The 23,118-nt window shown below is 60.3% G+C and carries 21 protein-coding genes; 12 read left to right on the top strand and 9 right to left on the bottom strand.

The window, feature by feature from the left end; all coding sequences use genetic code 11:
* The first annotated feature begins 8 nt into the window (after nucleotides 1-8).
* From K5E40_RS13245 to creD, 4 genes are all read left to right on the top strand, one after another.
* Nucleotides 9-512 carry an ATP-dependent zinc protease gene (locus tag K5E40_RS13245; protein ID WP_221731146.1) on the top strand — a complete coding sequence of 168 codons (504 nt, stop codon included), beginning with the start codon at nucleotides 9-11 and terminating at the stop codon, nucleotides 510-512.
* A 68-nt stretch (nucleotides 513-580) separates the two neighbouring features.
* A complete protein-coding gene (gene creB, locus K5E40_RS13240) occupies nucleotides 581-1,261 on the top strand; it encodes a two-component system response regulator CreB (protein WP_221731145.1) in 681 nt (226 codons plus the stop codon).
* On the top strand, nucleotides 1,261-2,679 hold the full coding sequence (creC, locus tag K5E40_RS13235; protein ID WP_221731144.1) for a two-component system sensor histidine kinase CreC: 1,419 nt from the start codon (nucleotides 1,261-1,263) through the stop codon (nucleotides 2,677-2,679). The genes creB and creC overlap by 1 nt, the downstream gene beginning before the upstream one ends.
* 130 nt (nucleotides 2,680-2,809) lie before the next feature.
* Nucleotides 2,810-4,180 (top strand): cell envelope integrity protein CreD, encoded by a 1,371-nt coding sequence (creD, locus tag K5E40_RS13230; protein WP_221731143.1) that lies wholly within the window; start codon nucleotides 2,810-2,812, stop codon nucleotides 4,178-4,180.
* Nucleotides 4,181-4,355: 175 nt separating this feature from the next.
* Here creD and K5E40_RS13225 read toward each other — a convergent pair whose 3' ends face one another.
* The 3 genes from K5E40_RS13225 to K5E40_RS13215 all read right to left on the bottom strand — a co-directional run bounded on the left by K5E40_RS13225 (nucleotide 4,356) and on the right by K5E40_RS13215 (nucleotide 7,715).
* The gene (locus K5E40_RS13225) at nucleotides 4,356-4,985 is read right to left on the bottom strand and encodes a glutathione S-transferase (RefSeq protein ID WP_221731142.1); all 630 of its coding nucleotides are present in this window, start codon (nucleotides 4,983-4,985) and stop codon (nucleotides 4,356-4,358) included.
* Nucleotides 4,986-5,070: 85 nt separating this feature from the next.
* A complete protein-coding gene (locus K5E40_RS13220; protein WP_221731141.1) occupies nucleotides 5,071-5,778 on the bottom strand; it encodes a PolC-type DNA polymerase III in 708 nt (235 codons plus the stop codon).
* Nucleotides 5,775-7,715, bottom strand: coding sequence for a putative nucleotidyltransferase substrate binding domain-containing protein (locus K5E40_RS13215; protein WP_221731140.1), 1,941 nt, complete (start codon nucleotides 7,713-7,715; stop codon nucleotides 5,775-5,777). Before K5E40_RS13215 ends, K5E40_RS13220 begins: the two co-directional genes overlap by 4 nt.
* 242 nt (nucleotides 7,716-7,957) lie before the next feature.
* On the opposite strand from K5E40_RS13215, the gene K5E40_RS13210 reads away from it, so the two are divergent.
* Nucleotides 7,958-8,404, top strand: a complete 447-nt coding sequence (locus K5E40_RS13210; RefSeq protein ID WP_221731139.1) for a response regulator — start codon at nucleotides 7,958-7,960, stop codon at nucleotides 8,402-8,404.
* Nucleotides 8,405-8,579: 175 nt separating this feature from the next.
* Here the strand turns inward: K5E40_RS13210 and K5E40_RS13205 are convergent, their stop codons facing one another.
* Nucleotides 8,580-10,757: a malate synthase G gene (locus tag K5E40_RS13205; protein ID WP_221731138.1), complete on the bottom strand. Its 2,178-nt coding sequence runs from the start codon at nucleotides 10,755-10,757 to the stop codon at nucleotides 8,580-8,582.
* A 453-nt stretch (nucleotides 10,758-11,210) separates the two neighbouring features.
* Here K5E40_RS13205 and K5E40_RS13200 point away from each other — a divergent pair, with 453 nt between their 5' ends.
* Nucleotides 11,211-11,729: a glycine cleavage system protein R gene (locus K5E40_RS13200; RefSeq protein ID WP_122594780.1), complete on the top strand. Its 519-nt coding sequence runs from the start codon at nucleotides 11,211-11,213 to the stop codon at nucleotides 11,727-11,729.
* A 223-nt stretch (nucleotides 11,730-11,952) separates the two neighbouring features.
* Here the strand turns inward: K5E40_RS13200 and rarD are convergent, their stop codons facing one another.
* The 5 genes from rarD to K5E40_RS13175 all read right to left on the bottom strand — a co-directional run bounded on the left by rarD (nucleotide 11,953) and on the right by K5E40_RS13175 (nucleotide 17,756).
* A complete protein-coding gene (rarD, locus tag K5E40_RS13195) occupies nucleotides 11,953-12,840 on the bottom strand; it encodes an EamA family transporter RarD (RefSeq protein ID WP_221731137.1) in 888 nt (295 codons plus the stop codon).
* Between the two features lie 205 nt (nucleotides 12,841-13,045).
* Complete coding sequence (locus K5E40_RS13190) at nucleotides 13,046-14,020, bottom strand: serine/threonine protein kinase (RefSeq protein ID WP_221731136.1); 975 nt, start codon at nucleotides 14,018-14,020, stop codon at nucleotides 13,046-13,048.
* 165 nt (nucleotides 14,021-14,185) lie between these two features.
* Nucleotides 14,186-16,087 (bottom strand): PhoX family phosphatase, encoded by a 1,902-nt coding sequence (locus K5E40_RS13185; protein ID WP_221731135.1) that lies wholly within the window; start codon nucleotides 16,085-16,087, stop codon nucleotides 14,186-14,188.
* A gap of 71 nt (nucleotides 16,088-16,158) precedes the next feature.
* The gene (locus tag K5E40_RS13180; RefSeq protein ID WP_221731134.1) at nucleotides 16,159-16,923 is read right to left on the bottom strand and encodes a TOBE domain-containing protein; all 765 of its coding nucleotides are present in this window, start codon (nucleotides 16,921-16,923) and stop codon (nucleotides 16,159-16,161) included.
* 98 nt (nucleotides 16,924-17,021) lie between these two features.
* On the bottom strand, nucleotides 17,022-17,756 hold the full coding sequence (locus tag K5E40_RS13175) for a ComF family protein (RefSeq protein WP_221731133.1): 735 nt from the start codon (nucleotides 17,754-17,756) through the stop codon (nucleotides 17,022-17,024).
* A 91-nt stretch (nucleotides 17,757-17,847) separates the two neighbouring features.
* On the opposite strand from K5E40_RS13175, the gene bioB reads away from it, so the two are divergent.
* The 6 genes from bioB (at nucleotide 17,848) to K5E40_RS13145 (ending at nucleotide 22,851) form a co-directional block, all read left to right on the top strand.
* Complete coding sequence (bioB, locus tag K5E40_RS13170) at nucleotides 17,848-18,903, top strand: biotin synthase BioB (RefSeq protein ID WP_221731132.1); 1,056 nt, start codon at nucleotides 17,848-17,850, stop codon at nucleotides 18,901-18,903.
* 158 nt (nucleotides 18,904-19,061) lie between these two features.
* Nucleotides 19,062-20,240, top strand: a complete 1,179-nt coding sequence (bioF, locus tag K5E40_RS13165; RefSeq protein WP_221731131.1) for an 8-amino-7-oxononanoate synthase — start codon at nucleotides 19,062-19,064, stop codon at nucleotides 20,238-20,240.
* Nucleotides 20,233-20,964 (top strand): alpha/beta fold hydrolase, encoded by a 732-nt coding sequence (locus K5E40_RS13160; RefSeq protein ID WP_221731130.1) that lies wholly within the window; start codon nucleotides 20,233-20,235, stop codon nucleotides 20,962-20,964. The genes bioF and K5E40_RS13160 overlap by 8 nt, the downstream gene beginning before the upstream one ends.
* Nucleotides 20,957-21,769 (top strand): malonyl-ACP O-methyltransferase BioC, encoded by an 813-nt coding sequence (gene bioC, locus K5E40_RS13155; RefSeq protein WP_221731129.1) that lies wholly within the window; start codon nucleotides 20,957-20,959, stop codon nucleotides 21,767-21,769. The genes K5E40_RS13160 and bioC overlap by 8 nt, the downstream gene beginning before the upstream one ends.
* Complete coding sequence (gene bioD, locus K5E40_RS13150) at nucleotides 21,766-22,446, top strand: dethiobiotin synthase (protein ID WP_221731128.1); 681 nt, start codon at nucleotides 21,766-21,768, stop codon at nucleotides 22,444-22,446. The genes bioC and bioD overlap by 4 nt, the downstream gene beginning before the upstream one ends.
* 108 nt (nucleotides 22,447-22,554) lie before the next feature.
* Nucleotides 22,555-22,851 carry a pyrroloquinoline quinone biosynthesis protein PqqE gene (locus K5E40_RS13145; protein WP_221731127.1) on the top strand — a complete coding sequence of 99 codons (297 nt, stop codon included), beginning with the start codon at nucleotides 22,555-22,557 and terminating at the stop codon, nucleotides 22,849-22,851.
* Nucleotides 22,852-23,118 lie beyond the last annotated feature (267 nt).

Below are 23,118 nucleotides of genomic sequence, written 5' to 3'. Positions count from 1 at the left end.
CCCCTTACGTGAAATCCCTCCTTGCACTGTTTGCCCTCGTCGCCCTGCCGGTGATGGCCGCCGAGCCGACCCTGTACGGGCGCTACGAATACATTGCGCTGCCGGAAATCGGCGGTGAGGTGCTCAAGGCCAAAATGGACACCGGCGCGCTGACCGCCTCGCTGTCGGCCAAAGACATCGAGACCTTCACCCGCGACGGGGAGAACTGGGTGCGCTTTCGCCTCGCCACCAAGGACGCCAGCAACAAGGTCTACGAACACAAAGTCGCGCGGATCAGCAAGATCAAGAGCCGCTCGGATGAAGAGGACGAGGGCGACACCACTGAAGTCGCCAAGCGCCCGGTGGTCGATCTGGAACTGTGCCTGGGTGACGTCAAACGCACCGTGGAGGTCAACCTGACCGACCGCAGCAATTTCAACTATCCGCTGCTGATCGGTGCCAAGGCCTTGCGTGAGTTCGGCGCGGCGGTGAACCCGGCGCGGCGCTTCACTGCCGACAAGCCGGACTGCTAAGTGGTCTCATTGACGTAGCGTCAGGCTTGGGGCACCGTTCGCGCACCTAACCCACAGGCTCGGACGCCATGCCTCATATCCTGATTGTCGAAGACGAAGCGGCGATTGCCGACACGCTGATTTTTGCCTTGCAGGGCGAGGGGTTCACCACCACTTGGGTGAGCCTCGGCGCGGCGGCGCTGGAACATCAACGGCAGACGCCGGCGGATCTGCTCATCCTCGATATCGGTCTGCCGGACATCAGCGGTTTCGAGACCTGCAAACAGTTGCGGCGTTTCAGCGAAGTGCCGGTGCTGTTCCTCAGCGCCCGCGATGCCGAAATCGACCGTGTGGTGGGCCTGGAGATCGGCGCCGACGACTACGTGGTCAAGCCTTTCAGCCCAAGGGAAGTGGCGGCGCGGGTCCGGGCTATCCTTAAACGCATGGCGCCGCGCCCCATCATCGACGCCACGTCAGGGCTGTTTCGCATCGATCCGGAGCGTGTGCAGATCAGCTATCGCGGCCAGGCGCTGAGCCTGACCCGTCACGAATTCCGTCTGTTGCAATGCCTGCTTGAACAACCGGAGCGGGTGTTCAGCCGCGAGCAGTTGCTCGATGCACTGGGCGTCGCGGCCGACGCCGGTTACGAGCGCAGCATCGACAGCCACATCAAAAGCGTGCGCGCCAAGTTGCGTCTGGTGCGGGCCGACGCCGAGCCGATCCAGACGCATCGCGGCCTCGGTTACAGCTACAGCCCGGGGCATAGCTGATGTCGTTGGGCCTGCGGATATTCCTGGTGTATGTGCTGTTTGTCGGCCTGATCGGCTATTTTGTGCTCAACACGGTGATGGAGGAGATCCGTCCCGGTGTGCGTCAGTCCACCGAAGAAACCTTGGTCGACACCGCCAACCTGCTGGCGGAAATCCTGCGCGACGATTTCAAGGCCGGCACCCTCAGCGAGAACCGCTGGCCCGAGTTGCTGCGCGCCTACGGCGAACGCCAACCGCGAGCGACGATCTGGGGGCTGCCGAAAAACCAGGTCAACCATCGCATTTACGTCACCGACGCCAAGGGCATCGTCGTGCTCGATTCCAGTGGTGTGGCGGTCGGTCAGGACTATTCGCGCTGGAACGACGTCTATCTGACGTTGCGTGGCGAGTACGGCGCACGCTCCAGCCGCAGCGATCCGGATGACCCCGCGTCCTCGGTGATGCACGTCGGCGCGCCGATCCGCGACAAGGGTCAGATCATTGGTGTGGTGACCGTCGCCAAGCCCAACAGCTCATTGCAACCTTATGTTGATCGCACCGAACGGCGCCTGCTGTTTTATGGTGCCGGGCTCATCGGCCTCGGTCTGTTGTTCGGCGCCTTGCTGTCGTGGTGGTTGAGCCGCGCGCTGCATCGTTTGACCGGTTACGCCCAGGCCGTCAGCGAAGGGCGGCGGGTGGAAGTGCCGCACTATCGCGGTGGTGAGTTGGAGCAGCTTGCGACAGCGGTGGAGCAGATGCGCACGCAACTGGAAGGCAAGGCCTACGTCGAGCGTTACGTGCACACACTGACCCATGAACTGAAAAGCCCCCTGGCGGCGATTCGTGGTGCGGCGGAGTTGCTGCAAGGTGAAATGCCCGCGGTTCAGCGAATGCGTTTTGTCAGCAACATCGACAGCGAAAGTGCGCGGATGCAGCAGTTGATCGAGCGGTTGCTCAATCTGGCGCAAGTTGAACAGCGCCAGGGGCTGGAAGAGCGCACTGCGGTGCCTCTGGCGGTGCTTGTGGATGAGTTGCTGCAAGGGCAGGCGGCGCGCATCGAGGGTAAACAGTTGCGCATTGAGCAGGCTGTGGCGGCGGATCTGCTGCTGATGGGTGAGCCCTTTCTGTTGCGTCAGGCGCTGGGCAATCTGCTGGAGAACGCGCTGGATTTCACGCCACTGCAGGGGTTGTTGCGCTTCAGCGCCGAGCGGGTGGGCGAGCAGGTTGAGTTTCGTTTGTTCAATGAAACGGCGCAGATTCCCGACTACGCCTTGCCTCGTTTGACCGAGCGGTTTTACTCGTTGCCTCGCCCGGACAGTGGGCGCAAGAGCACCGGGCTTGGGCTGAACTTTGTCGAAGAGGTCGTCAAATTACATGGTGGGTCGATGACCATCCGTAATGTTGAAAATGGCGTTGAAGTGACATTGCGCTTGCCTTAAGACCGAGTCGCTGCCGACGCGAGCAAGCTCGCGAAGGGGCCGGTGAAGTCTCCACACAATCTCCACATTCCCCCCACAAAACCCCCACACCCCCCAACCAGACTCTGCCGATCAAAACAGGGAGAGTCCCATGAACAAGAATCTGACCATAAAGCTCGGGGCGATTGCCCTGTTGATCCTGCTGTTGCTGATACCGCTGCTGATGATTGACGGCATCATCGATGACCGCCAGCAACTGCGCGACGGGGTGCTGGAAGACATTGCCCGCAGTTCCAGTTACAGCCAGCAATTGAGCGGGCCGGTGATGGTGGTGCCGTATCGCAAAGTGATTCACAACTGGAAGATCAACGACAAGACCGAGCAGCGTTACGACGAACCAAGCGAAGAGCGTGGGCGTTTGTACTTCTTGCCCGAGCGCTTCGAACTCGATGGCCAGGTGCAAACCGAATTGCGTGCCCGGGGTATTTACGAGGCGCGGTTGTTCCATGCTGATAACCGCATCACCGGCAGTTTTTCGCTACCGGCGCAATTGGGCATCCAGGAAGATTTCAGCGATTACCAGTTCGATGCGCCGTTTCTCGCCGTGGGCATCAGCGACATTCGCGGCATCGAAAATGCGCTACAACTGGAACTCGACGGTCTGCGTCTGGACTTCGTGCCGGGCACTCAGGTGGGGTGGCTGGGTGAAGGTGTGCGGGTCACGTTGCCGTCGCTTGATACCAGCCAAACCACGGAGTTGGCGTTCGGTTTTGACCTGCGCCTGCAAGGTACCGGTTCGCTGCAAGTGCTGCCCGTGGGCAAGACCACCCGCGTCAGCCTCAGCGCTAACTGGCCGCATCCAAGTTTTGTCGGCAACTTCTTGCCGGCCAAGCGTGAAATCACCGATGCCGGTTTCAATGCCGATTGGCAGACCACGTTCTTCTCCACCAACCTGCAAGACGCCATGAGTCGTTGTGTTGGCGGCAATGATTGCGAGGCATTCAACGGTCGCAGCTTTGGTGTGAGCTTCATCGATCCGGTGGATCAGTATTTGAAGAGTGACCGGGCGATCAAATATGCGCTGCTGTTCATTGTCCTGACGTTCGCCGGTTTCTTTCTGTTCGAAGTGCTCAAGAGCCTGGCAGTGCACCCGGTGCAATACGCGTTGGTGGGTGTGGCGCTGGCGTTTTTTTATCTGTTGCTGCTGTCGTTATCGGAGCACATCGGCTTTGCCCTGGCGTATCTGCTGTCGGCCAGTGGCTGCGTGTTGTTGATCGGGTTTTACGTCTGCCACGTCTTGCACAGCGTGCGACACGGTTTGTGTTTTTCGGCGGGATTGGCAGCGTTGTATGGCCTGCTTTACGGGTTGCTCAGCGCCGAGGATTACGCGCTGCTGATGGGCTCGCTGTTGCTGTTCGGCTTGCTCGGCGTGTTCATGGTGCTGACGCGCAAACTGGATTGGTACGGGATCGGTCAGAAGCCAGCCAAGCCACTGGAGTTTGACGTGGGGGCGATGCAATGAGCGGGTTGCGTGAGGATCAGCGAGAGGCAGAGGTGTTGGTGACGCTGATCTTTGCGTCGCTTCCGCCGGCACCGCGGTGGTGCCATCGCTGGCAAGCCACACACAGGACTTGCCTACCGAAATCCAGTGTGGAAGCGGGCTTGCTCGCGAAGAGGCCGGAACAAGCGCCGCCGATTTAAGGTTTGGGCAGGGTCGCGATCATGGATGGTCGCTGGCTCACTTCAACGAACCAGTTGGCCAATTGCGGATTGGCCTCGCGCCAGCCCAGTTCCGGGAAGCGCAGGTCGAGGTAACCCAGGGCACAGGCCACGCTGATCGCGGCAATGTCGAAATGGCTGGTCAGCTCGGCAATCGCATCACTTTCCAGCAGGGCCAGGGTGCGACGGATCTTGTCGCGCTGGGCCTCTATCCACTCGTCCCAGTGTTTTTCCGGAGCACGCAGCACCTGCTCGTAACGCACCATCACCGACGCATCCATGATCCCGTCGGCCATCGAGGCCAGGGTCAGACGCCGCCAGCGGGCCGAGCCGTCACGGGGGATCAACGGATTGCCGACGTGTTGGTGGTCGAGGTAGTCGAGGATCACGCGGCTGTCATGGATGACATTGCCGTCGGCCAGGCGCAGGGCCGGGATCTTGCCCAACGGATTGTCGGCGTTGAGCGCCGCATCAGGGCTGACCGGGCTGAGGACACAAGCTTGCAAGGCGACGCGATCCTGCTGGCCAGTTTCGTGCAGCATCACCATCACTTTGCGAACGAACGGGGAGAGCGTGTTGTGGAACAGGGTCATGCTGGGTGTGGACATGGGTGAACCTCGGTGGTCGACGAAGAGCAGGAGGTTAGCCTATTCAGATGCGGCGTGGCTGGCGAGGGATGTGATGGGTGATGATCTAGAAGGACGGCACCTGCTGCCGTCGCTTCCACTGACTCAACCGCTGTTGAAGATTCAACGGGCTATCAATCTGCTGCCCCCGTGCTCGGCTGAAGAGAATCAACGCCAGCTCTGCCGTCGCCAGCGCATCGGCACTCGCGTTATGCCGCTCGAACACCTCAAGCTTGAACCAGTCGATCCACTCATCCAGCCCGGCCTCACGAATGTTCGCTTGCGGGCACACCATCGGCGCAATCTCGGCGACATCCAGAAACACATGCTGCAACTTGTGCCGCAGATGTTCCTTCAGTGCCCGCCCAAGCATGTGCTGATCGAACGGTGCATGGAACGCCAGCACGGGGCTGTCACCGGCAAACTCCATGAACGCCAGCAACGCCTCGGCCGGATCGCTGCCGGCGGCAATCGCGTTTGGCCCCAGACCGTGGATCAACACACTGGGACTGAGCTTCAGTTCACGACATTGCAGCGTGCGTTCGAACTGCTGGCTGAAATCGATCGCGCCGTCCTCGATCACCACGGCGCCAATCGATAACACCCGATCCTTGTTCAGGTTCAGCCCGGTGGTTTCCAGGTCCAGCACGACCCAGCGTTGCTCGCGCAGGCTGCATTCACTCAGCTCGCTGATCGCCGGCAGCTGCGCCAGGCGTTGCTGCAGATCCGCTGGCAGCGCCGCACTGGCTGGCCGCAGCCACGAGAACAGGCTCATAACTGATACCGCAGGGTCAGGCTGCTTTGCAGGCGTTGAGCCTGGCGCAGGGATTCGCGCAGGATGCGCCGATCCAGATGATTGAGGCTGTCGGGGTCGACACGGTTGGAGTACGGCAGATTCTCGCGCGTCTGGATCTGATGCTGCTGCATGCGCGTTTGCTGAATGAAGTGATAAGCCTCTTCATACGCGGCGCCGTCGAGCGGTTCGATGACTTCTTTATCCACCAGTTGGCGGAAGCGTTCGAGGGTGTTGTTGGCGTCGATGCCGTTGGCCAGCGCGAGCAATCGTGCGCCGTCCACGAACGGCGTCAGGCCCTGGACCTTCAGATCCAGGGTGGCTTTCTCGCCGTTCTTGCGCGCCAGCACAAACTCGCGGAAACGCCCGACCGGCGGGCGATTGCGCAAGGCGTTGTCGGCCATCATGCGCTGGAACAAACGGTTGTCGCCGACCTGATCGAGCATCCCCCGGCGCAGTTGTGCACAACCCTGTTCATCGCCCCAGACCACGCGCAGATCGAAGTAAATGCTCGACCCGAGCAGATTCTCCGGCGTCGCCTCGCGAATGAATGCCGCGAACCGTCGCGCCCATTCTGCCCAGGACAAACACAGCTCAGGGTTGCCGGCCATGATGTTGCCCTTGCACAGCGTGAAGCCGCATTGCGCCAGGCTCTGATTGATCTGCTGGGCAATTGGCAGCAACTTTGCGCGAATCTCTGCTGCATGCGCGGCATCGCGGGCGTCGAACAGAATGCCGTTGTCCTGATCGGTGTGCAGCGTTTGCTCGCGCCGGCCTTCGCTGCCGAAACACAGCCAACTGAACGGCACGCCCGGGTCGCCTTTTTCGGCGAGGGTCAGTTCGATCACGCGGCACACGGTGTGATCGTTGAGCAGGGTGATGATGTGGGTGATCTGGGTTGAAGACGCACCGTGGGCGAGCATGCGCTCGACCAGTTGGCCGATCTCGCCGCGCAGGATCACCAATTGTTCGACCCGTTGCGCGCTGCGGATCGTGCGGGCCAGATGCACCAGATCGACTCGCTGCAAGGAAAACAGATCGCGCTCGGACACCACGCCGCACAGGCGCTGATCCTTGACCAGACAGACGTGGGCGATGTGCCGTTCGGTCATGGCAATGGCCGCATCGAAAGCGCTGTGGTTCGGCGAAAGATAGAAGGGCGCCTGGGTCATGTGGCGCTCGATGGCTTCGCCGAAATCGGCCACACCGTCGGCCACCACATGACGCAGGTCGCGCAGGGTGAAAATCCCCAGCGGCGCTTTGTGCTCATCCACCACGACGATGCTGCCGACCTGTTGCTCGTGCATCAGCTTCACCGCTGCCCGCAGCGGCATGTCGGGGCTGCACGTCACCGGGTGACGCATGGCCAGCTCACCGAGACGGGTGTTGAGCGAGTATTGCGTGCCGAGGGTTTCCACGGCTTTCTGCTGGACTTGCTGATTGACCTGATCGAGCAGGCTGCTGACCCCACGCAAGGCGAAGTCGCGGAAGGTATTGGAGAGGGCGAACAGTTTGATGAACGCCAGTTTGTTCAATTGCAGGCAGAAGGTGTCCTCGCCGGCCAAGTGCGCGGTGCGTGTCGCTCGCTCACCCAGCAACGCGGCCAAGGGAAAGCACTCGCCGGTGGTGATTTCAAAGGTGGTCTCGTTGCCGCCCTTGGCCGTGTGCGGGCGTTCGCCGACGACGCGGCCCTGCTTGACGATATAGAAGTGTTCGACCGGGCCATCGGCGGGTTTGATGATGCTCTCGCCCTGCCCGTAGAAACGCAGCTGACATTGCTCCACCAGATAAGCCAGGTGGGCGTGTTCCATTTGATTGAAGGGCGGGAAGCGCTGGAGAAACTGCAGGGTGCCCTGAATGTTCTGCAACACGGCGGTTTTCCCTGCCTGGGTGAAGGCGTCCGCTTTACTCATAACCATTACCGCAGTCTTTTTCGAATTGTTGTTGTCGGATCGTTGCCCCCATGGTCGGCCCCCTCGTGCAGGGTGCCCATTGGACGTAAGTCTAGGTTCGTCATGCCGTTGGGCACATTTGGGAAGTGCCCTACAAAATCAGTCGGGACGACCTCTTGGAAAAAAATCCGACGAAGTGCACATTGAAGCTCTGCCTGGCGTTGTCTGACGACTGAGCCAGGTGATGATTTGAGAACGTAGAGAACGCCATGCCCGACCACGATATTTTGAGCGACGCCGAGCGTGAAGCGCTCAGCGCTGTAATGCTCGAACCAGATCCTCCTGCGCAGCGTGTATTGATCGTCGATGACGACAAGGACGCTCGGGAGTTGCTGTCGGAGATTCTGGCGTTGGACGGCATTCGTTGCCTGACCGCGGCCAGTGGCGAGGCCGCGCTGAAGATGCTGGCGGAGAAACCATCGATTGGTCTGGTGATCACCGATTTGCGCATGGGCAATGTCGGTGGGTTGGACTTGATTCGCCAGGTGCGTGAGTCGGTAAGGGCAGCGATGCCGATCATCATTGTGTCTGGCGATGCCGATGTGAAGGACGCCATTGCGGCGATGCATTTGAGCGTGGTGGACTTTCTGCTCAAGCCGATTGATACGAGCAAGTTGCTCGGTCTGGTCAAACACGAATTGGGTATCGAGCCCTGACTTTCAAGCAACACCGAGAAACTCCTGTGGGAGCGGGCTTGCTCGCGATGCGGGCTGACATTCAGCATTGATGTCGACAGAAAAGACGCCTTCATCGAAACACCGCCCGGAGCTGCCAATAAAAAAGCCCTGATCTTCCGATCAGGGCTTTTTCATGTCCGGCATTCAGCGCAGGTTACAGACCATTGGCCTTCTTGAACTCACGACGACGACGGTGCAGCACGGGTTCGGTATAACCGTTCGGCTGTTTGGTGCCTTCGATCACCAGTTCGACCGCCGCCTGGAAGGCGATGTTGCTGTCGAAGTTCGGTGCCAGCGGGCGGTACAGCGGGTCGTTGGCGTTCTGACGATCCACCACCGGCGCCATGCGCTTGAGGCTTTCCATCACTTGCGCTTCGGTGACGATACCGTGGCGCAGCCAGTTGGCGATGTGCTGGCTGGAGATACGCAGCGTGGCACGGTCTTCCATCAGGCCGACGTCATTGATGTCCGGCACTTTCGAGCAACCGACACCCTGATCGATCCAGCGCACCACGTAGCCGAGAATGCCCTGGGCGTTGTTGTCCAGTTCGTTCTTGATCTGCTCCGGCGTCCAGTTCGGATTGACCGCCAGCGGAATGGTCAGGATGTCGTCCACGCAAGCGCGAGCACGTTTGGCCAGTTCGGCCTGACGGGCGAACACGTCGACCTTGTGGTAGTGCAGCGCGTGCAGCGCAGCGGCGGTCGGCGAGGGGACCCATGCGGTGTTGGCACCGGCCAGTGGATGGGCGATTTTCTGCTCAAGCATCGCCGCCATCAGGTCCGGCATGGCCCACATGCCTTTACCGATTTGTGCGCGACCTTGCAGGCCGGTGCTCAGACCGATATCAACGTTCCAATTCTCGTAGGCGCCGATCCACTTCTCTGCCTTCATGTCGGCCTTGCGCACCATCGGGCCGGCTTCCATGGAGGTATGGATTTCATCGCCCGTGCGGTCGAGGAAACCGGTGTTGATGAACACCACGCGCTCGCTGGCAGCCTTGATGCAAGCCTTGAGGTTGACCGTGGTGCGGCGCTCCTCGTCCATGATCCCGACTTTCAGCGTGTTGCGTTTGAGACCCAGCACGTCTTCGATGCGGCCGAACAGTTCGTTGGTGAACGCCGCTTCTTCCGGGCCGTGCATTTTCGGTTTGACGATGTAGACGGAACCTGTGCGGGTGTTCTTGCGCGACGTGTTGCCGTTAAGGTTGTGCATCGCCGCCAGGCACGTCAGCAGACCGTCGAGAATGCCTTCCGGCACTTCGTTGCCGTCTTTGTCGAGGATCGCGTCAATGGTCATCAGGTGACCGACGTTGCGCACGAACAACAGCGAACGGCCATGCAGAGTCACTTCGCCGCCATTGGGCGTGGTGTAGCTGCGATCCGGGTTCATGGTGCGGGTGAAGCTCTGGCCGCCCTTGGCGACTTCTTCCGACAGATCGCCCTTCATCAGGCCGAGCCAGTTGCGGTAGATCACCACTTTGTCGTCGGCATCGACGGCCGCTACGGAGTCTTCGCAGTCCATGATGGTGGTCAGCGCCGCTTCCATCAGGACGTCTTTGACGCCGGCGGCATCGGTCTGGCCGACCGGGGTGCTGGCGTCGATCTGGATTTCGAAATGCAGACCGTTGTGTTTCAGCAGGATCGCGATTGGCGCGTTGGCGTCGCCCTGGAAACCGATCAGTTGAGCATCGTCACGCAGACCGCTGTTGCTGCCGGCCTTGAGGGTGACCAGCAGTTTGCCGTCAGCGATTTTGTAACCGGTCGAATCGACATGAGAGCCTGCGGCCAGTGGCGCGGCTTCGTCGAGGAATGCACGGGCGAAGGCGATGACTTTGTCGCCCCGCACCTTGTTGTAGCCTTTGCCTTTTTGCGCGCCACCGTCTTCGCTGATCGCGTCGGTGCCGTAAAGGGCGTCATACAGCGAACCCCAGCGGGCGTTCGAGGCATTGAGAGCGAAGCGGGCGTTCATCACCGGCACCACGAGTTGCGGGCCGGCAGTACGGGCGATTTCATCATCGACGTTTTGCGTCGTTGCCTGGAAATCAGTCGCTTCTGGCAGCAGATAACCGATTTCCTGCAGGAACGCTTTGTAGGCTACGGCGTCGTGCGCCTGACCGGCGCGTTCCTGGTGCCAGGCATCAATGCGAGCCTGGAAGTCATCGCGTTTGGCGAGTAGGGCTTTGTTCTTCGGTGCCAGGTCGTGAATGACCTTGTCGGCACCTTCCCAGAATTTGTCGGCGGTGAGGCCGGTACCGGGAATGGCTTCGTTGTTCACGAAGTCGAACAGGACTTTGGCGACCTGCAGGCCACCGACTTGAACGTGTTCAGTCATTGCTTGCCTCACTCTGCTCAGCTATTTCGCTTTTCAGCTCTTCAATTTAACAATGAAGCCTCTGGCCATTTAAACCACAAACCTTCCGACCAGTACATGCCATTGCTGGCGGCTGGGCTGGGACCAATCAACGGCTTGGGGCCTTGATGACGGGGCTTTCAGGGTTGCGAACGTGCCTTGGGCAGACATCGATCCAGCGTTATGTAGTGCGCGCCGGGGCATACTACATGATGCGTTGCGCTTGTGAAAATGAGACTAATAACGTCGTTCTGCGACTCCATGACGCATTGCGGTCACAGCGCGGAACGGGATGTTCTCAAAAAACCAATGGATTGTTCCAGCTAAATATAAAAACTTGTACACGATTTGTGGTCTCTAGCGTCTGAGGCGACTGTTCATCCCTTGCCTATACTTGCCCTTCTATAACAAAAGTCATGACAAGAGGGCTGCGCCATGGACCATCTCGTACTCACTGTTTTCGCCCCGGACAAGCCCGGGCAGGTAGAGCGCATCGCCCAATGCATCGCCGAGCATGGGGGTAACTGGCTGGAAAGTCGCATGTCGCGGATGGCCGGGCAATTTGCCGGGATTCTGCGGGTCGGCGTGCCGGCAGAGGCTTACGACGAATTAGTCGATGCCCTACAAGCACTGTCGGCGCATGGCATTCGCGTGTTGATTGCCGAAAGTGGTATCGAGCAATCCTGCACCTGGAAACCGATCGCCATGGAACTGGTGGGCAATGATCGCCCGGGGATTGTGCGCGACATCACCCGCTTGCTGAGCGAGCAGGGTGTGAACCTCGAACGTCTGGTGACCGAAGTGCGGCCGGCACCGATGAGCAGCGAGCCGTTGTTCCATGCCGAAGCGATTCTCGCGGTGCCGCTGACGCTGTCGCTGGATGTGCTGCAATCGCGCCTGGAAACCCTGGCTGATGATTTGATGGTGGAACTGGTGTTACGCACAGAGGTTTAGCCGCTGCACGGGTTATCCAGTTTAAACGTGCACCTGCCTGTGGATAACCTGTAGAGACTGCTCGCTACGCCACGCCCGCCGTGGCTTTGCGGCTACTGATCAAAAAATCGCCAGTATTCAGTGAGTTGCGCACAAACGGCGGGGATCACGCTGTGGATAACCTTGGGAAGGAACGATACAGGCCACGAGAACCGTGGCCTGCGAAGTGTTGTGCGTTTTTTGATCAGTTGCGTCGGCGCAGACTTATCCACGCATCGACGCTGTAAACGGCCAGACCGGCCCAAATGAAGATAAACGCCACCAGGGTGCTGGACGACAAGTGCTCACCGAACAGCAACACCGCTTGCAACAACACCAGGGTGGGCGCCAGGTATTGCAGGAAGCCGATGGTGGTGTAGGGCAAGTGCCGGGTGGCGGCGTTGAAGCACACCAACGGAATCAACGTCACCGGGCCGGCCGCCACCAGCCACCAGGCTTCGGACGTCGTCCAGAACTCGGGTTGAGCGCTGGTCGCGGTCGGGTTGAACAGCAGCCATGCGACGGCAATCGGCACCAGCATCCAGGTTTCCACCACCAGCCCCGGCAACGCCTTGACCGGCGCCTGCTTGCGGATCAGCCCGTAGAAACCGAAGGTCAGGGCCAGCACCAGCGACACCCACGGCAGACTGCCGACCTGCCACACCTGCTGCACCACACCGACCGCCGCCAGACCCACCGCGACCCACTGCATACGGCGCAGGCGTTCGCCGAGAATCAGCATCCCCAGCAACACATTCACCAGTGGGTTGATGTAATAACCCAGACTCGCTTCGAGCATGCGCCCGTTGTTCACCGACCACACATAGGTCAGCCAGTTGGCGGCGATCAGCGTGCCGCTCAAGGCCAGGATCGCCAGCCGCTTGGGATTATCGAGCAGTTCGCGCAGCCAACCCGGATGTTTCCACACCATCAACAACAGCGCGCCGAACAGCGCCGACCACAGCACGCGATGGATGATGATCTCGACCGCCGGGACTTCGGCGATGGCTTTGAAGTAGATCGGGAACAGACCCCAGATGATGTAGGCACTCAGGCCCAGAATGTACCCGCGACGCGGGTTGGCGGCTTGCATGCAGAATCCTTGCTTAGGCAGCTAACAAAGCAGGGATTGTAAGGAGGTTTGTCGGTGAATGCCTTAGCGAGAAGGTCGGAAAATTGTGAACACTGGATAAATGTGGGAGGCGGCTTGCTCACGAAGGCGGTGTGTCTGCCAACATTAATGTTGAATGTCAGACCGTCTTTGGGAGCAAGCCCCCTCCCACAGGGGTTGTGGTGAATCAGAACAGTTTCAGCGGTTCTTCATTGAGTGCCGACAACTGCTCACGCAACGCCAACACCTGATCGCCCCAATAGCGCTCCGTGCCGAACCACGGAAAACTGTGCGGGAATGCCGGGTCATCCCAGCGTCGCGCCAGCCAGGCGCTGTAATGCATCAGGCGCAGCGCGCGCAGCGGCTCGATCAGCGCCAGTTCGCGAGGGTCGAAGTCGTGGAATTCGTTGTAGCCGTCCATCAATTCCGACAACTGCCCCATACACTCCTGGCGATCGCCGGCGAGCATCATCCAGATGTCCTGCACCGCCGGACCCATGCGGCAATCGTCGAGGTCGACGATGTGGAACATCTCGTCGCGGCACATCATGTTGCCGGGGTGGCAGTCGCCGTGCATGCGGATGTTCTGGTGCGGCGTGGCGGCGTAGACGTCTTCAACGCGTTTAAGCAGGTCACGGGCGACCGATTCGTAGGCCGGCAACAGGCTCTTGGGGATGAAGTTGCCTTCAAGCAACGTGGTCAGCGAGGCATGACCGAAGTTCTGTACGCCGAGGGCTTCGCGGTGTTCGAACGGTTTGGTCGCGCCGACTGCGTGAATACGTCCGAGCAACTGGCCCAGACGATAGAGCTGATCGAGATTGCCCGGCTCCGGCGCACGGCCACCACGGCGAGGGAACAGGGTGAAGCGGAAACCGGCGTGTTCGTGCAGGGTTTCGCCGTTGTGGATCAGCGGCGCCACCACCGGGATCTCGACGTCGGCCAGTTCGAAGGTGAACTTGTGTTCTTCGAGGATGGCTTCGTTGGTCCAGCGCTGCGGTCGGTAGAACTTGGCGATCAGCGGTTCGCCGTCTTCGATGCCGACCTGATAGACGCGGTTCTCGTAGCTGTTGAGCGCCAGAATGCGTGCATCGCTCAAAAAACCGATGCTTTCAACGGCATCAAGGACGAGGTCGGGGGTGAGGGTTTCAAACGGATGGGCCATGCTGACTCCTGCGCGCAGCAGGCTGCCGCGTCCGGCCCGGCATGGTAACGCAGATGGCAGCGGGGGAGGTGGTTGTGTCTGATCGGGCCTATTCGCGAGCAGGCTCGCTCGCACATTTGGAATGCGATCCCCTGTGGGGGCGAGCCTGCTCGCGAAGACGGTTTATCAGGCGCCGACTATTGCGCCATCCTCACGGGTAATCGCCATCACCGAAGAGCGCGGTTTGCCGTTCGGCAGATGCTCGGGGAAAGTCGAACCGCCGTTTTCGCCGGGATGCTGAATCCCGACAAACAGGGTTTTCTGATCCGGCGAGAAGCTGATCCCGGTCACTTCACAACCAATCGGCCCGACCATGAACCGGCGAATCTCCCCGGTCGCAGGGTCAGCGCAAAGCATCTGGTTGTTACCCATCCCGGCAAAATCCCCGGCGTTGCTGGCGTCACCGTCGGTCAGAATCCACAACCGCCCGGCCTTGTCGAAACCCAGGCCATCCGGGCTGTTGAACATGTTCTGCGGAGTGATATTCGACGAGCCAGCCTTCGGCGTGCCGGCGTGCACGCCCGGGTTGCCGGCGACCACGAACAGATCCCAGGCAAACGTCTTCGACGCGTGATCGTCGCGGTCGGTGCGCCAGCGCAGGATCTGCCCGTAGACGTTTTTCTCACGCGGGTTTGGCCCGCCCACCGGTTGCCCGTCCTCGCCGCGTTTGGCGTTGTTGGTCAGGGTGCAATAAACCTGGCCGTCCTTCGGGCTGACCACGATCCACTCCGGGCGGTCCATGCGTGTCGCCCCGACCACGCTGGCCGCGAGGCGCGCATGGATCAACACTTCGGCCTGATCGGCGAAACCGCTGCTGGCGTCGATGCCGTTCTTGCCGTGGGTCAACTCGATCCACTGGCCCTGACCTTTCGGATGGTCCGGGTTGCCGTCACCGGCATCGAACTTCGCCACGTACAGGGTGCCGTGATCGAGGATGTTGCGGTTGGCCTTGGCGTTGCGGTGGTTGATGCGGTCGCGGCTGACGAATTTGTAGATGAACTCGCCACGCTCGTCATCGCCCATGTACACCACGGCGCGGCCGTCGTCGGTTTCGGCCAGGGCCGCGTTTTCATGTTTGAAGCGGCCCAGCGCGGTGCGTTTGACCGGGGTCGATTGCGGATCGAACGGGTCGATCTCGACCACCCAGCCATGACGGTTGAGTTCGTTGGGGTTCTTGGCCATGTCGAAACGCGGGTCAAACGGGTGCCAGTTGATCTCGCGGCTGGCCGCCGAGACACCGTAGCGTTTTTGCGCCGGGTCGAACTGCTGCTGGGCGTTGCTGCTGCCGAAGCAGTCGGTGAAGTTTTCTTCGCAGGTCAGATACGTGCCCCACGGCGTTTTACCGTTGGCGCAGTTCTGGAAGGTGCCGAGGACTTTTTTGCCGTGCTTGTCCGCACTGGTTTTCAGCAAGTCATGACCAGCGGCCGGGCCGCTGATGCGCAGCGGCGAGTTGCCGTGGATGCGGCGGTTGTAGCGCGAGCCCTGAACGAATTGCCACTGGCCGTTCTTGCGTTGCACTTCAATCACCGACACGCCTTCGCAGGCCAGGGCCTTGCGCACGTCTTCGGCCGATTGCGGCATGCCGCCGTGCGGGTAGAGGTAACGATAGTTGGTGTATTCGTTGTTGATTGCCATCAACGCGCGGTTTCTGTCATGCGGGAATTCAAACAGGCTCATGCCGTCGTTGTTGTCACCGAACTGCACTTCCTGCGCGGCGGCGGTGCCGTTGCCACTCGGATCGAAAGCCGGGCCGTTCTTGTGCAGCGGCTGGCCCCAACTGATCAGTACCGAGGACGTGTAGCCTTTGGGCAGGGTGATGACGTCGGTGGTCGCGGCGCGAATGCTTTCAAAGCCAAGCAAGCGGCTGTTGCCGGCACTGACGCCAGTGGCCAGTGCGCTGCGGCTCAACAGGCTGCCACCGAGGAACATAGCCGCGCCGCACAGCGCACCGGCGCCGATGAAGCCGCGACGGCTGAGGCCGACCATTTTTTCCAGGTCAGTGGATTGGTTTTCTTCTAATAGGCTCACATCAGGCTCCCTGCTTGGTTTTGGCAGCTACCTTAATGGGGAGCGATGAAGCTTTTGTTGCAGACCGAGCGCTACAGCGGCGTGCCGATCAGCACGTTGGACGGCGAGAACTGCACGTGCACCGGCTGCTCAACGTTCAGTCCGCGTGTGCGAAGTTGCAGCGGCTCAGCCAGGGCGCAGAGCGTCTGGCCGTTGGGCAGGGCGATGCGCACTTCGCTGGGGCCGTCTTCGGCGTCGAGGATGGCTTCAATCGTGCCGCGCAGAAGATTGTGACCAGATGTTGCGGGCTGCTCGATGCTCAGCAATTCGAGCCAGCCTGCCTTGATCAGCGCCACCACTTCAGTGCCCGGTTGCAGTTCCAGGTGCACGGTGCTGTCGTGAGTGATCTGCGCGTCGAGGCACAGACCTTCGGCCAACGCCAAGCGGATCAGGTCATTGCGTCCCTGACCTGTGATCGTCACGACTTTGCCGTGCAACTGGTTGCGCGCGCTGGTGCGCAGCATCAGTCGACCGAGCAGATCGAGGTCGCTGGCATCTTCCGCCGCTTCCAACACCTGGGCCTGCAAGGCCTGCAGCTTTTGATAAAGACGCAGCACCCGTTCACCTTCGCTGGACAGTTTGGCCCCGCCGCCGCCCTTGCCGCCCACCGCACGCTCGACCAACGGTTTTTGCGCCAGGTTGTTCAGCTCGTCAATGGCGTCCCAGGCCGCTTTGTAACTCAGGCCTGCACTTTTCGCGGCACGGGTGATCGAGCCCTGTTCGGCGATGTGTTGCAGCAGGGCAATGCGCTGCGGCCGTCGGACGATGTGCTGGGACAACAGGGAGGGCATGGACATGGATGGACGCTTTTTGGCTGGGGCGTGGGAGGTGAAGTTGGCCGCTGGCAGCGCGTGAGTCAAGCCCGACTCATGACCCTGCGGGAACCGTTGTGCGATCAGGATCCGGGCTTCGGGGTGCGCGCCAGACAATACACATCAACCCTTGCCGCGCCTGCGCTCATTAACAATCGAGCGAGCGCCTGAGCCGTGGCGCCGGTGGTCAGCACGTCATCGATCAATGCCAGATGCCGGCCGTGTACATCCGCCTCCGGCACCAGCGCAAAAGCATTGCGCAAATTGCGTTTGCGCGCCTTGGCATCCAGATCCTGTTGCGCGCTGGTGTCTTGAATCCTGCGCAGCACATGTTCGTCGCAAGGCAGATCCAGTTGCTGGCTCAACCACCGCGCCAGCATCGCCGCTTGGTTGAAGCCGCGTTGACGCAGACGTTTGCTGGCGAGTGGCACCGGTAACAACGCGTCGGGTCGAGGCAGACCCTCATCGAATCGATATTGCAGGTATTGCCCGAGAACGTCGGCGAGCAGGTGACCAAACGGCCATTTTGCGTTGTGTTTAAAACGCGTAATCAGACTGTCCACGGGAAAGCCATAAAGCCACGGCACAGCCACCTGTTCGAACGCTGGCGGCTCTAGCAGGCAGTCTGCGCAAGTCAGGCCTGATTCGAGCAGCGGCAAAGCGCAGGTCTGGCATTGGTCCATGAGCCAAGGCAATTCGGCTTCGCAGGCCATGCACATTGGCGTTTCTGCTTCTGCCGGCTCATCGCACAGCAAACAGGCCTGTACGTTTTTTAAACAGATGTAAACTTGTCCTTCGTATCGTGGTTGACAGCGCATGACTCTTCCTTAAATATGCCGAACATCCGTGTAGCGCCTGTGGGTATTCCGTTTTCCCAGTCGCTAGCCAAGCATAACCAAGGAAATACCCATGAGCGCGAGCACCACTGCCACCCTGCGTCACGACTGGTCACTAGCCGAAGTCAAAGCACTCTTCGTACAGCCATTCAACGACCTGCTGTTTCAGGCACAGACGGTGCACCGCGCCCATTTCAACGCTAACCGTGTTCAGGTCTCGACCCTGCTGTCGATCAAGACGGGTGCCTGCCCGGAAGACTGCAAGTACTGTCCGCAGTCTGGTCACTACAACACCGGCCTTGAAAAAGAAAAACTGATGGAAGTGCAGAAGGTCCTCGAAGAGGCGGCACGCGCCAAAGCCATCGGTTCGACCCGCTTCTGCATGGGCGCGGCGTGGAAACACCCATCGGCCAAAGACATGCCGTATGTGCTGCAGATGGTCGAAGGTGTGAAAGCCATGGGCCTGGAAACCTGCATGACCCTCGGTCGCCTCGATCAGGATCAAACCGAAGCGCTGGCCAAGGCTGGGCTCGACTACTACAACCACAACCTCGACACCTCGCCTGAGTTCTACGGCAGCATCATCACCACCCGCACCTACGGCGAGCGCCTGCAAACCCTGGCTTACGTGCGTGAGTCGGGGATGAAGATCTGTTCCGGCGGCATCCTCGGCATGGGCGAGTCGCTCGACGACCGCGCCAATCTGCTGATCCAGTTGGCCAACCTACCGGAGCATCCGGAGTCGGTGCCGATCAACATGCTGGTCAAAGTCGCTGGCACGCCGCTGGAAAATGCCGACGACGTCGATCCGTTCGACTTCATCCGCATGCTCGCCGTAGCACGCATCCTCATGCCGCAATCCCACGTGCGCCTGTCCGCCGGCCGCGAAGCGATGAACGAGCAGATGCAGGCCCTGGCATTTTTCGCTGGTGCCAACTCGATTTTCTACGGCGACAAGTTGCTGACCACCGCCAACCCGCAAGCGGACAAGGACATGCAACTGTTCGCGCGCCTGGGCATTCAGCCGGAAGCCCGCGAAGAGCATGCCGATGAAGTGCATCAGGCGGCCATCGAGCAGGCGTTGGTCGAGCAGAAGAGCAGCGAGCAGTTTTATAACGCGGCGGTTTGAAGCCTGCCCCGTTTCCTTTGAAGGAATGCAAAACCCCTGTGAGAGCGGGCTTGCTCGCGAAATCGGTGTGTCAGTAAAGGCGTTGTTGGCTGATACGACGCTTTCGCGAGCAAGCTCGCTCTCACATTAGAAAACTTGTGCTGACACTCGAGGCCTGCATGTCTTTCGATCTCGCCGCACGCCTTGCTGCCCGCCGTGCCGAAAATCTCTATCGCCAGCGCCCGCTGCTCGAATCCCCGCAAGGGCCCGAGGTGGTGGTCGACGGCCAGCCATTGCTGGCGTTCTGCAACAACGACTACCTGGGCCTGGCCAATCACCCGCAAGTGATCGAAGCCTGGCGCGCCGGTGCCCAGCGCTGGGGCGTTGGTGGGGGCGCCTCGCATCTGGTGATCGGCCATAGCGGCCCACATCACGCACTCGAAGAGGCCTTGGCCGATCTCACCGGGCGCCCACGTGCGCTGCTGTTTACCACGGGCTACATGGCCAACCTTGGCGCGGTCACGGCGCTGGTCGGGCAGGGTGATACGGTGCTGGAAGACCGACTCAATCATGCTTCTCTGTTGGACGCCGGGCTGTTGTCCGGTGCGCGGTTCAATCGTTATTTGCACAACGACGCCGGCAGTCTGGCCAAGCGTCTGGAGAAAGCCACCGGCAATACATTGGTGGTCACCGACGGCGTGTTCAGCATGGATGGCGATCTTGCCGACTTGCCAGCGCTGGCCCGTGAGGCCAAGGCCAAAGGGGCATGGCTGATGGTTGACGATGCCCATGGCTTCGGCCCGTTGGGCGCCAACGGCGGCGGGATCGTCGAGCATTTCGGTTTGGGCCTGGACGATGTGCCGGTATTGGTCGGCACCCTCGGCAAGGCCTTCGGCACGGCAGGCGCATTTGTCGCCGGCAGTGAAGCGTTGATCGAAAGCCTGATCCAGTTCGCCCGTCCGTACATCTACACCACCAGTCAACCGCCGGCGCTGGCCTGCGCAACCTTGAAAAGTCTGGAGTTGCTGCGTAGCGAACACTGGCGTCGCGAGCATTTGCAGACGCTGATCCGCCAGTTCCGCCACGGCGCTGAACAGATCGGTCTGGAGTTGATGGACAGCTTTACGCCGATCCAGCCGATCATGATCGGCGACGCCGGTCGTGCGGTGCGTCTATCGCAGATGTTGCGCGAGCGCGGTTTGATGGTCACCGCGATTCGTCCTCCGACCGTGCCCGCCGGTAGCGCACGACTGCGTGTGACCCTGACCGCCGCCCACAGCGAGGCGCAGGTGCAGCTATTGTTAGAGGGATTGGCCGATTGCTTTGCCCAACTGTCGTCGGAGCCAAGCCATGCGTAATCGCCTGATTCTGCTGCCCGGCTGGGGCCTCGGTGTTTCACCGATGGAGCCTTTGGCCGGGGCTTTGCGCGGGCTCGACGAACATCTGCAGGTCGAAATCGAACCGTTGCCGGAACTCGACTCCAGTGATCTGCAAGACTGGCTCGACGAACTCGATGAGCGCATTCCTCAAGATGTCTGGCTCGGTGGCTGGTCACTGGGCGGCATGCTTGCGTCCGAACTGGCAGCGCACCGCGGCGAACACTGCTGCGGTTTGCTGACGCTGGCGAGCAACCCTGCTTTTGTCGCCCACGAACAATGGCCGAGCGCGATGCCAGGCGAAACCTTCGATGCATTTCTCGCCGGTTGCCATGCCGACCCACGGCTGACCCTCAAGCGTTTCTCGCTGCTGTGTGCTCAAGGCGCACAAGACCCGCGCGGCTTGTCGCGGCTGATGCTTGGCGGTGCGCCGAATACTGCACCGGCAACATTGATGGCCGGGCTGGAATTGCTCGCTCAACTGGACACTCGTGAAGCCTTGCAGGCGTTTCGAGGCCCGCAGTTGCATCTGTTCGCCGGGCAGGACGGGTTGGTGCCAGCCGAGGCAGCGGGCGACTTGTTCACCCTGTTGCCGGATATAGAAATTGGTCTGATCGAACAGGCCAGCCATGCGTTTCTTCTGGAAGACCCACACGGAGTAGCGGGCGCGATCCAGGCTTTTTTACATGAGTGCGGTGATGACTGATTTGTCTCTTGTTGCGCTGCCTGGCGGCTTGCCTGACAAGCGCCAGGTTGCGGCCTCTTTCTCCCGTGCGGCGGCCAGTTACGACAGTGTCGCCGAGTTGCAACGTGATGTCGGTAAACAGTTGCTGCAGCGTTTACCTGCGGATTTCTGGCCGGCGCGCTGGTTGGATATGGGGTGTGGCACCGGCTACTTCACTCGCGCCTTGGCCGAGCGTTTTGTCGCAAGTCATGGGCTGGCGCTGGACATCGCCGAGGGCATGCTCGATCACGCCCGTCCATTGGGCGGCGCTGAACATTTCATCGCTGGCGATGCGGAGTGGCTTCCGTTGCAGGATTCGACCTGTGACCTGATCTTCTCCAGCCTCGCGGTGCAGTGGTGTGCGAATTTTGATGCGGTGCTCAGTGAAGCCTTTCGCGTGCTGAAACCGGGTGGTGTTTTCGCGTTTGCTAGTCTTTGTGTCGGGACGTTGTTCGAATTGCGCGATAGCTGGCGCCAGGTCGATGGCCTGGTGCACGTCAACCGCTTCCGCGAGTTCGCTCGATATGAACAGTTGTGTGCGGCCAGTGGTTTGCGCGCCGTAAGTCTGGAGCAGCAGGCGCATGTACTGCACTACCCGGATGTGCGCAGCCTGACCCATGAATTGAAGGCGTTGGGTGCGCACAACCTTAATCCTGGCCGGCCGGACGGGTTGACCGGGCGGGCGCGGATTCTTGGTCTGGTCGAGGCTTATGAGCAATTCCGTCAGGCACAGGGACTGCCGGCGACCTATCAAGTGGTTTACGCCGTGTTGGAGAAACCCTTATGAGCGCAGCCTATTTCATCACCGGGACGGACACCGACGTCGGCAAAACCACCGTTGCCGCTGGGTTGCTGTGTGCGGCACGTTCGGCAGGGTTGAGCACGGCGGCGGGCAAGCCGGTCGCCTCCGGTTGCGAAGTGACGCCAAAAGGGCTGCGTAACGCCGATGCGCTTGCGCTGTTGGCCGAGTGTTCATTGCCGCTGAGTTATCAACAGGTCAATCCGGTGGCGTTCGAACCGGCGATTGCCCCACATTTGGCAGCGCGCGAGGCGGGTGTCGCGCTGACGGTGCAATCGTTGCTGGCACCGATGCGCGATATTCTGGCGATGAATGCCGATTTCACCCTGATCGAAGGCGCGGGTGGCTGGCGGGTGCCGTTGGCGGATCAGGACAACCTGTCGGACCTGGCCATTGCACTGAAACTGCCGGTGATTCTGGTGGTGGGCGTGCGGTTGGGGTGCATCAGTCATGCGTTGCTGACGGCTGAGGCGATTGCTCGGGATGGCCTGCAACTGGCGGGGTGGGTGGCGAATATCATCGATCCCAAGACTTCGCGGCTGGAGGAGAATCTGGCGACGCTGGCTGAACGGATTCCGGCGCCGTGCCTGGGGCGCGTGCCGAAGTTGAAGGCTTTAAGTGCTGAGGCCGTAGCTGAGCATTTGCAATTGGATCTGCTTGACTAAGCTTTTAGCTATGAACAGGCACTGTGCCATTAGTGTTTTTGACGGGTGTTTTTCTGACGTCTCTGTTTCAATGGCGCCTATTGATCCTTCCCAAGGATGAGAACCTCCATGGAAATCTCCGGTAACACAGCTTTTTATGCGGGTCTGAGCACGATTCAGACCGGGCAGAACCGCGTCGATCAGGCCGCTAGCCAGATCGCCAACAACACCATTGAGCGCTCGGTTACCAGCCAGTCTTCCGAGGCGCAGGTCGATCGTCTGCGTGGCGTGGATCGCAGCCAGCAAATGGATCTGGGCAGCGACATGGTCGAGATGGCCCAAGGCAAGTTTCAAGTGGAACTGGGGGCAAAAGTCGCCAAGGCCTCCGATGAAATGCTCGGTACGATCATCGACACCTTTGCCTGATTTTTCGCCATTCACGTATGGCCGACGCCGCGCCTGTTCGCGGCGTTTTTCGTTGTAAGTCCTTCTCCCTCAACTAATCTTTTTTTATCGCCCGTGGCTCGTTCGAGCGCATGGCGGTTTGCTGTGTCCGGCGTTTGAAAGAAGCGCTGACGAACGGCAAAAGATCGATGCTTGACAAGATTTCGGCGTAAACGTATGTTTCAAACAACTGTTTGACCGTCACAACAAATCAACACGGTCGTTCATTCCCGGTTACATCAGCAGAGG

Origin of the sequence: Pseudomonas baetica, assembly GCF_019733355.1 — a bacterium.
Lineage (GTDB): Bacteria > Pseudomonadota > Gammaproteobacteria > Pseudomonadales > Pseudomonadaceae > Aquipseudomonas > Aquipseudomonas baetica_A.
Note: the sequence above shows the minus strand (reverse complement) of the source record. Positions and strands in the feature narration are given on the sequence as shown.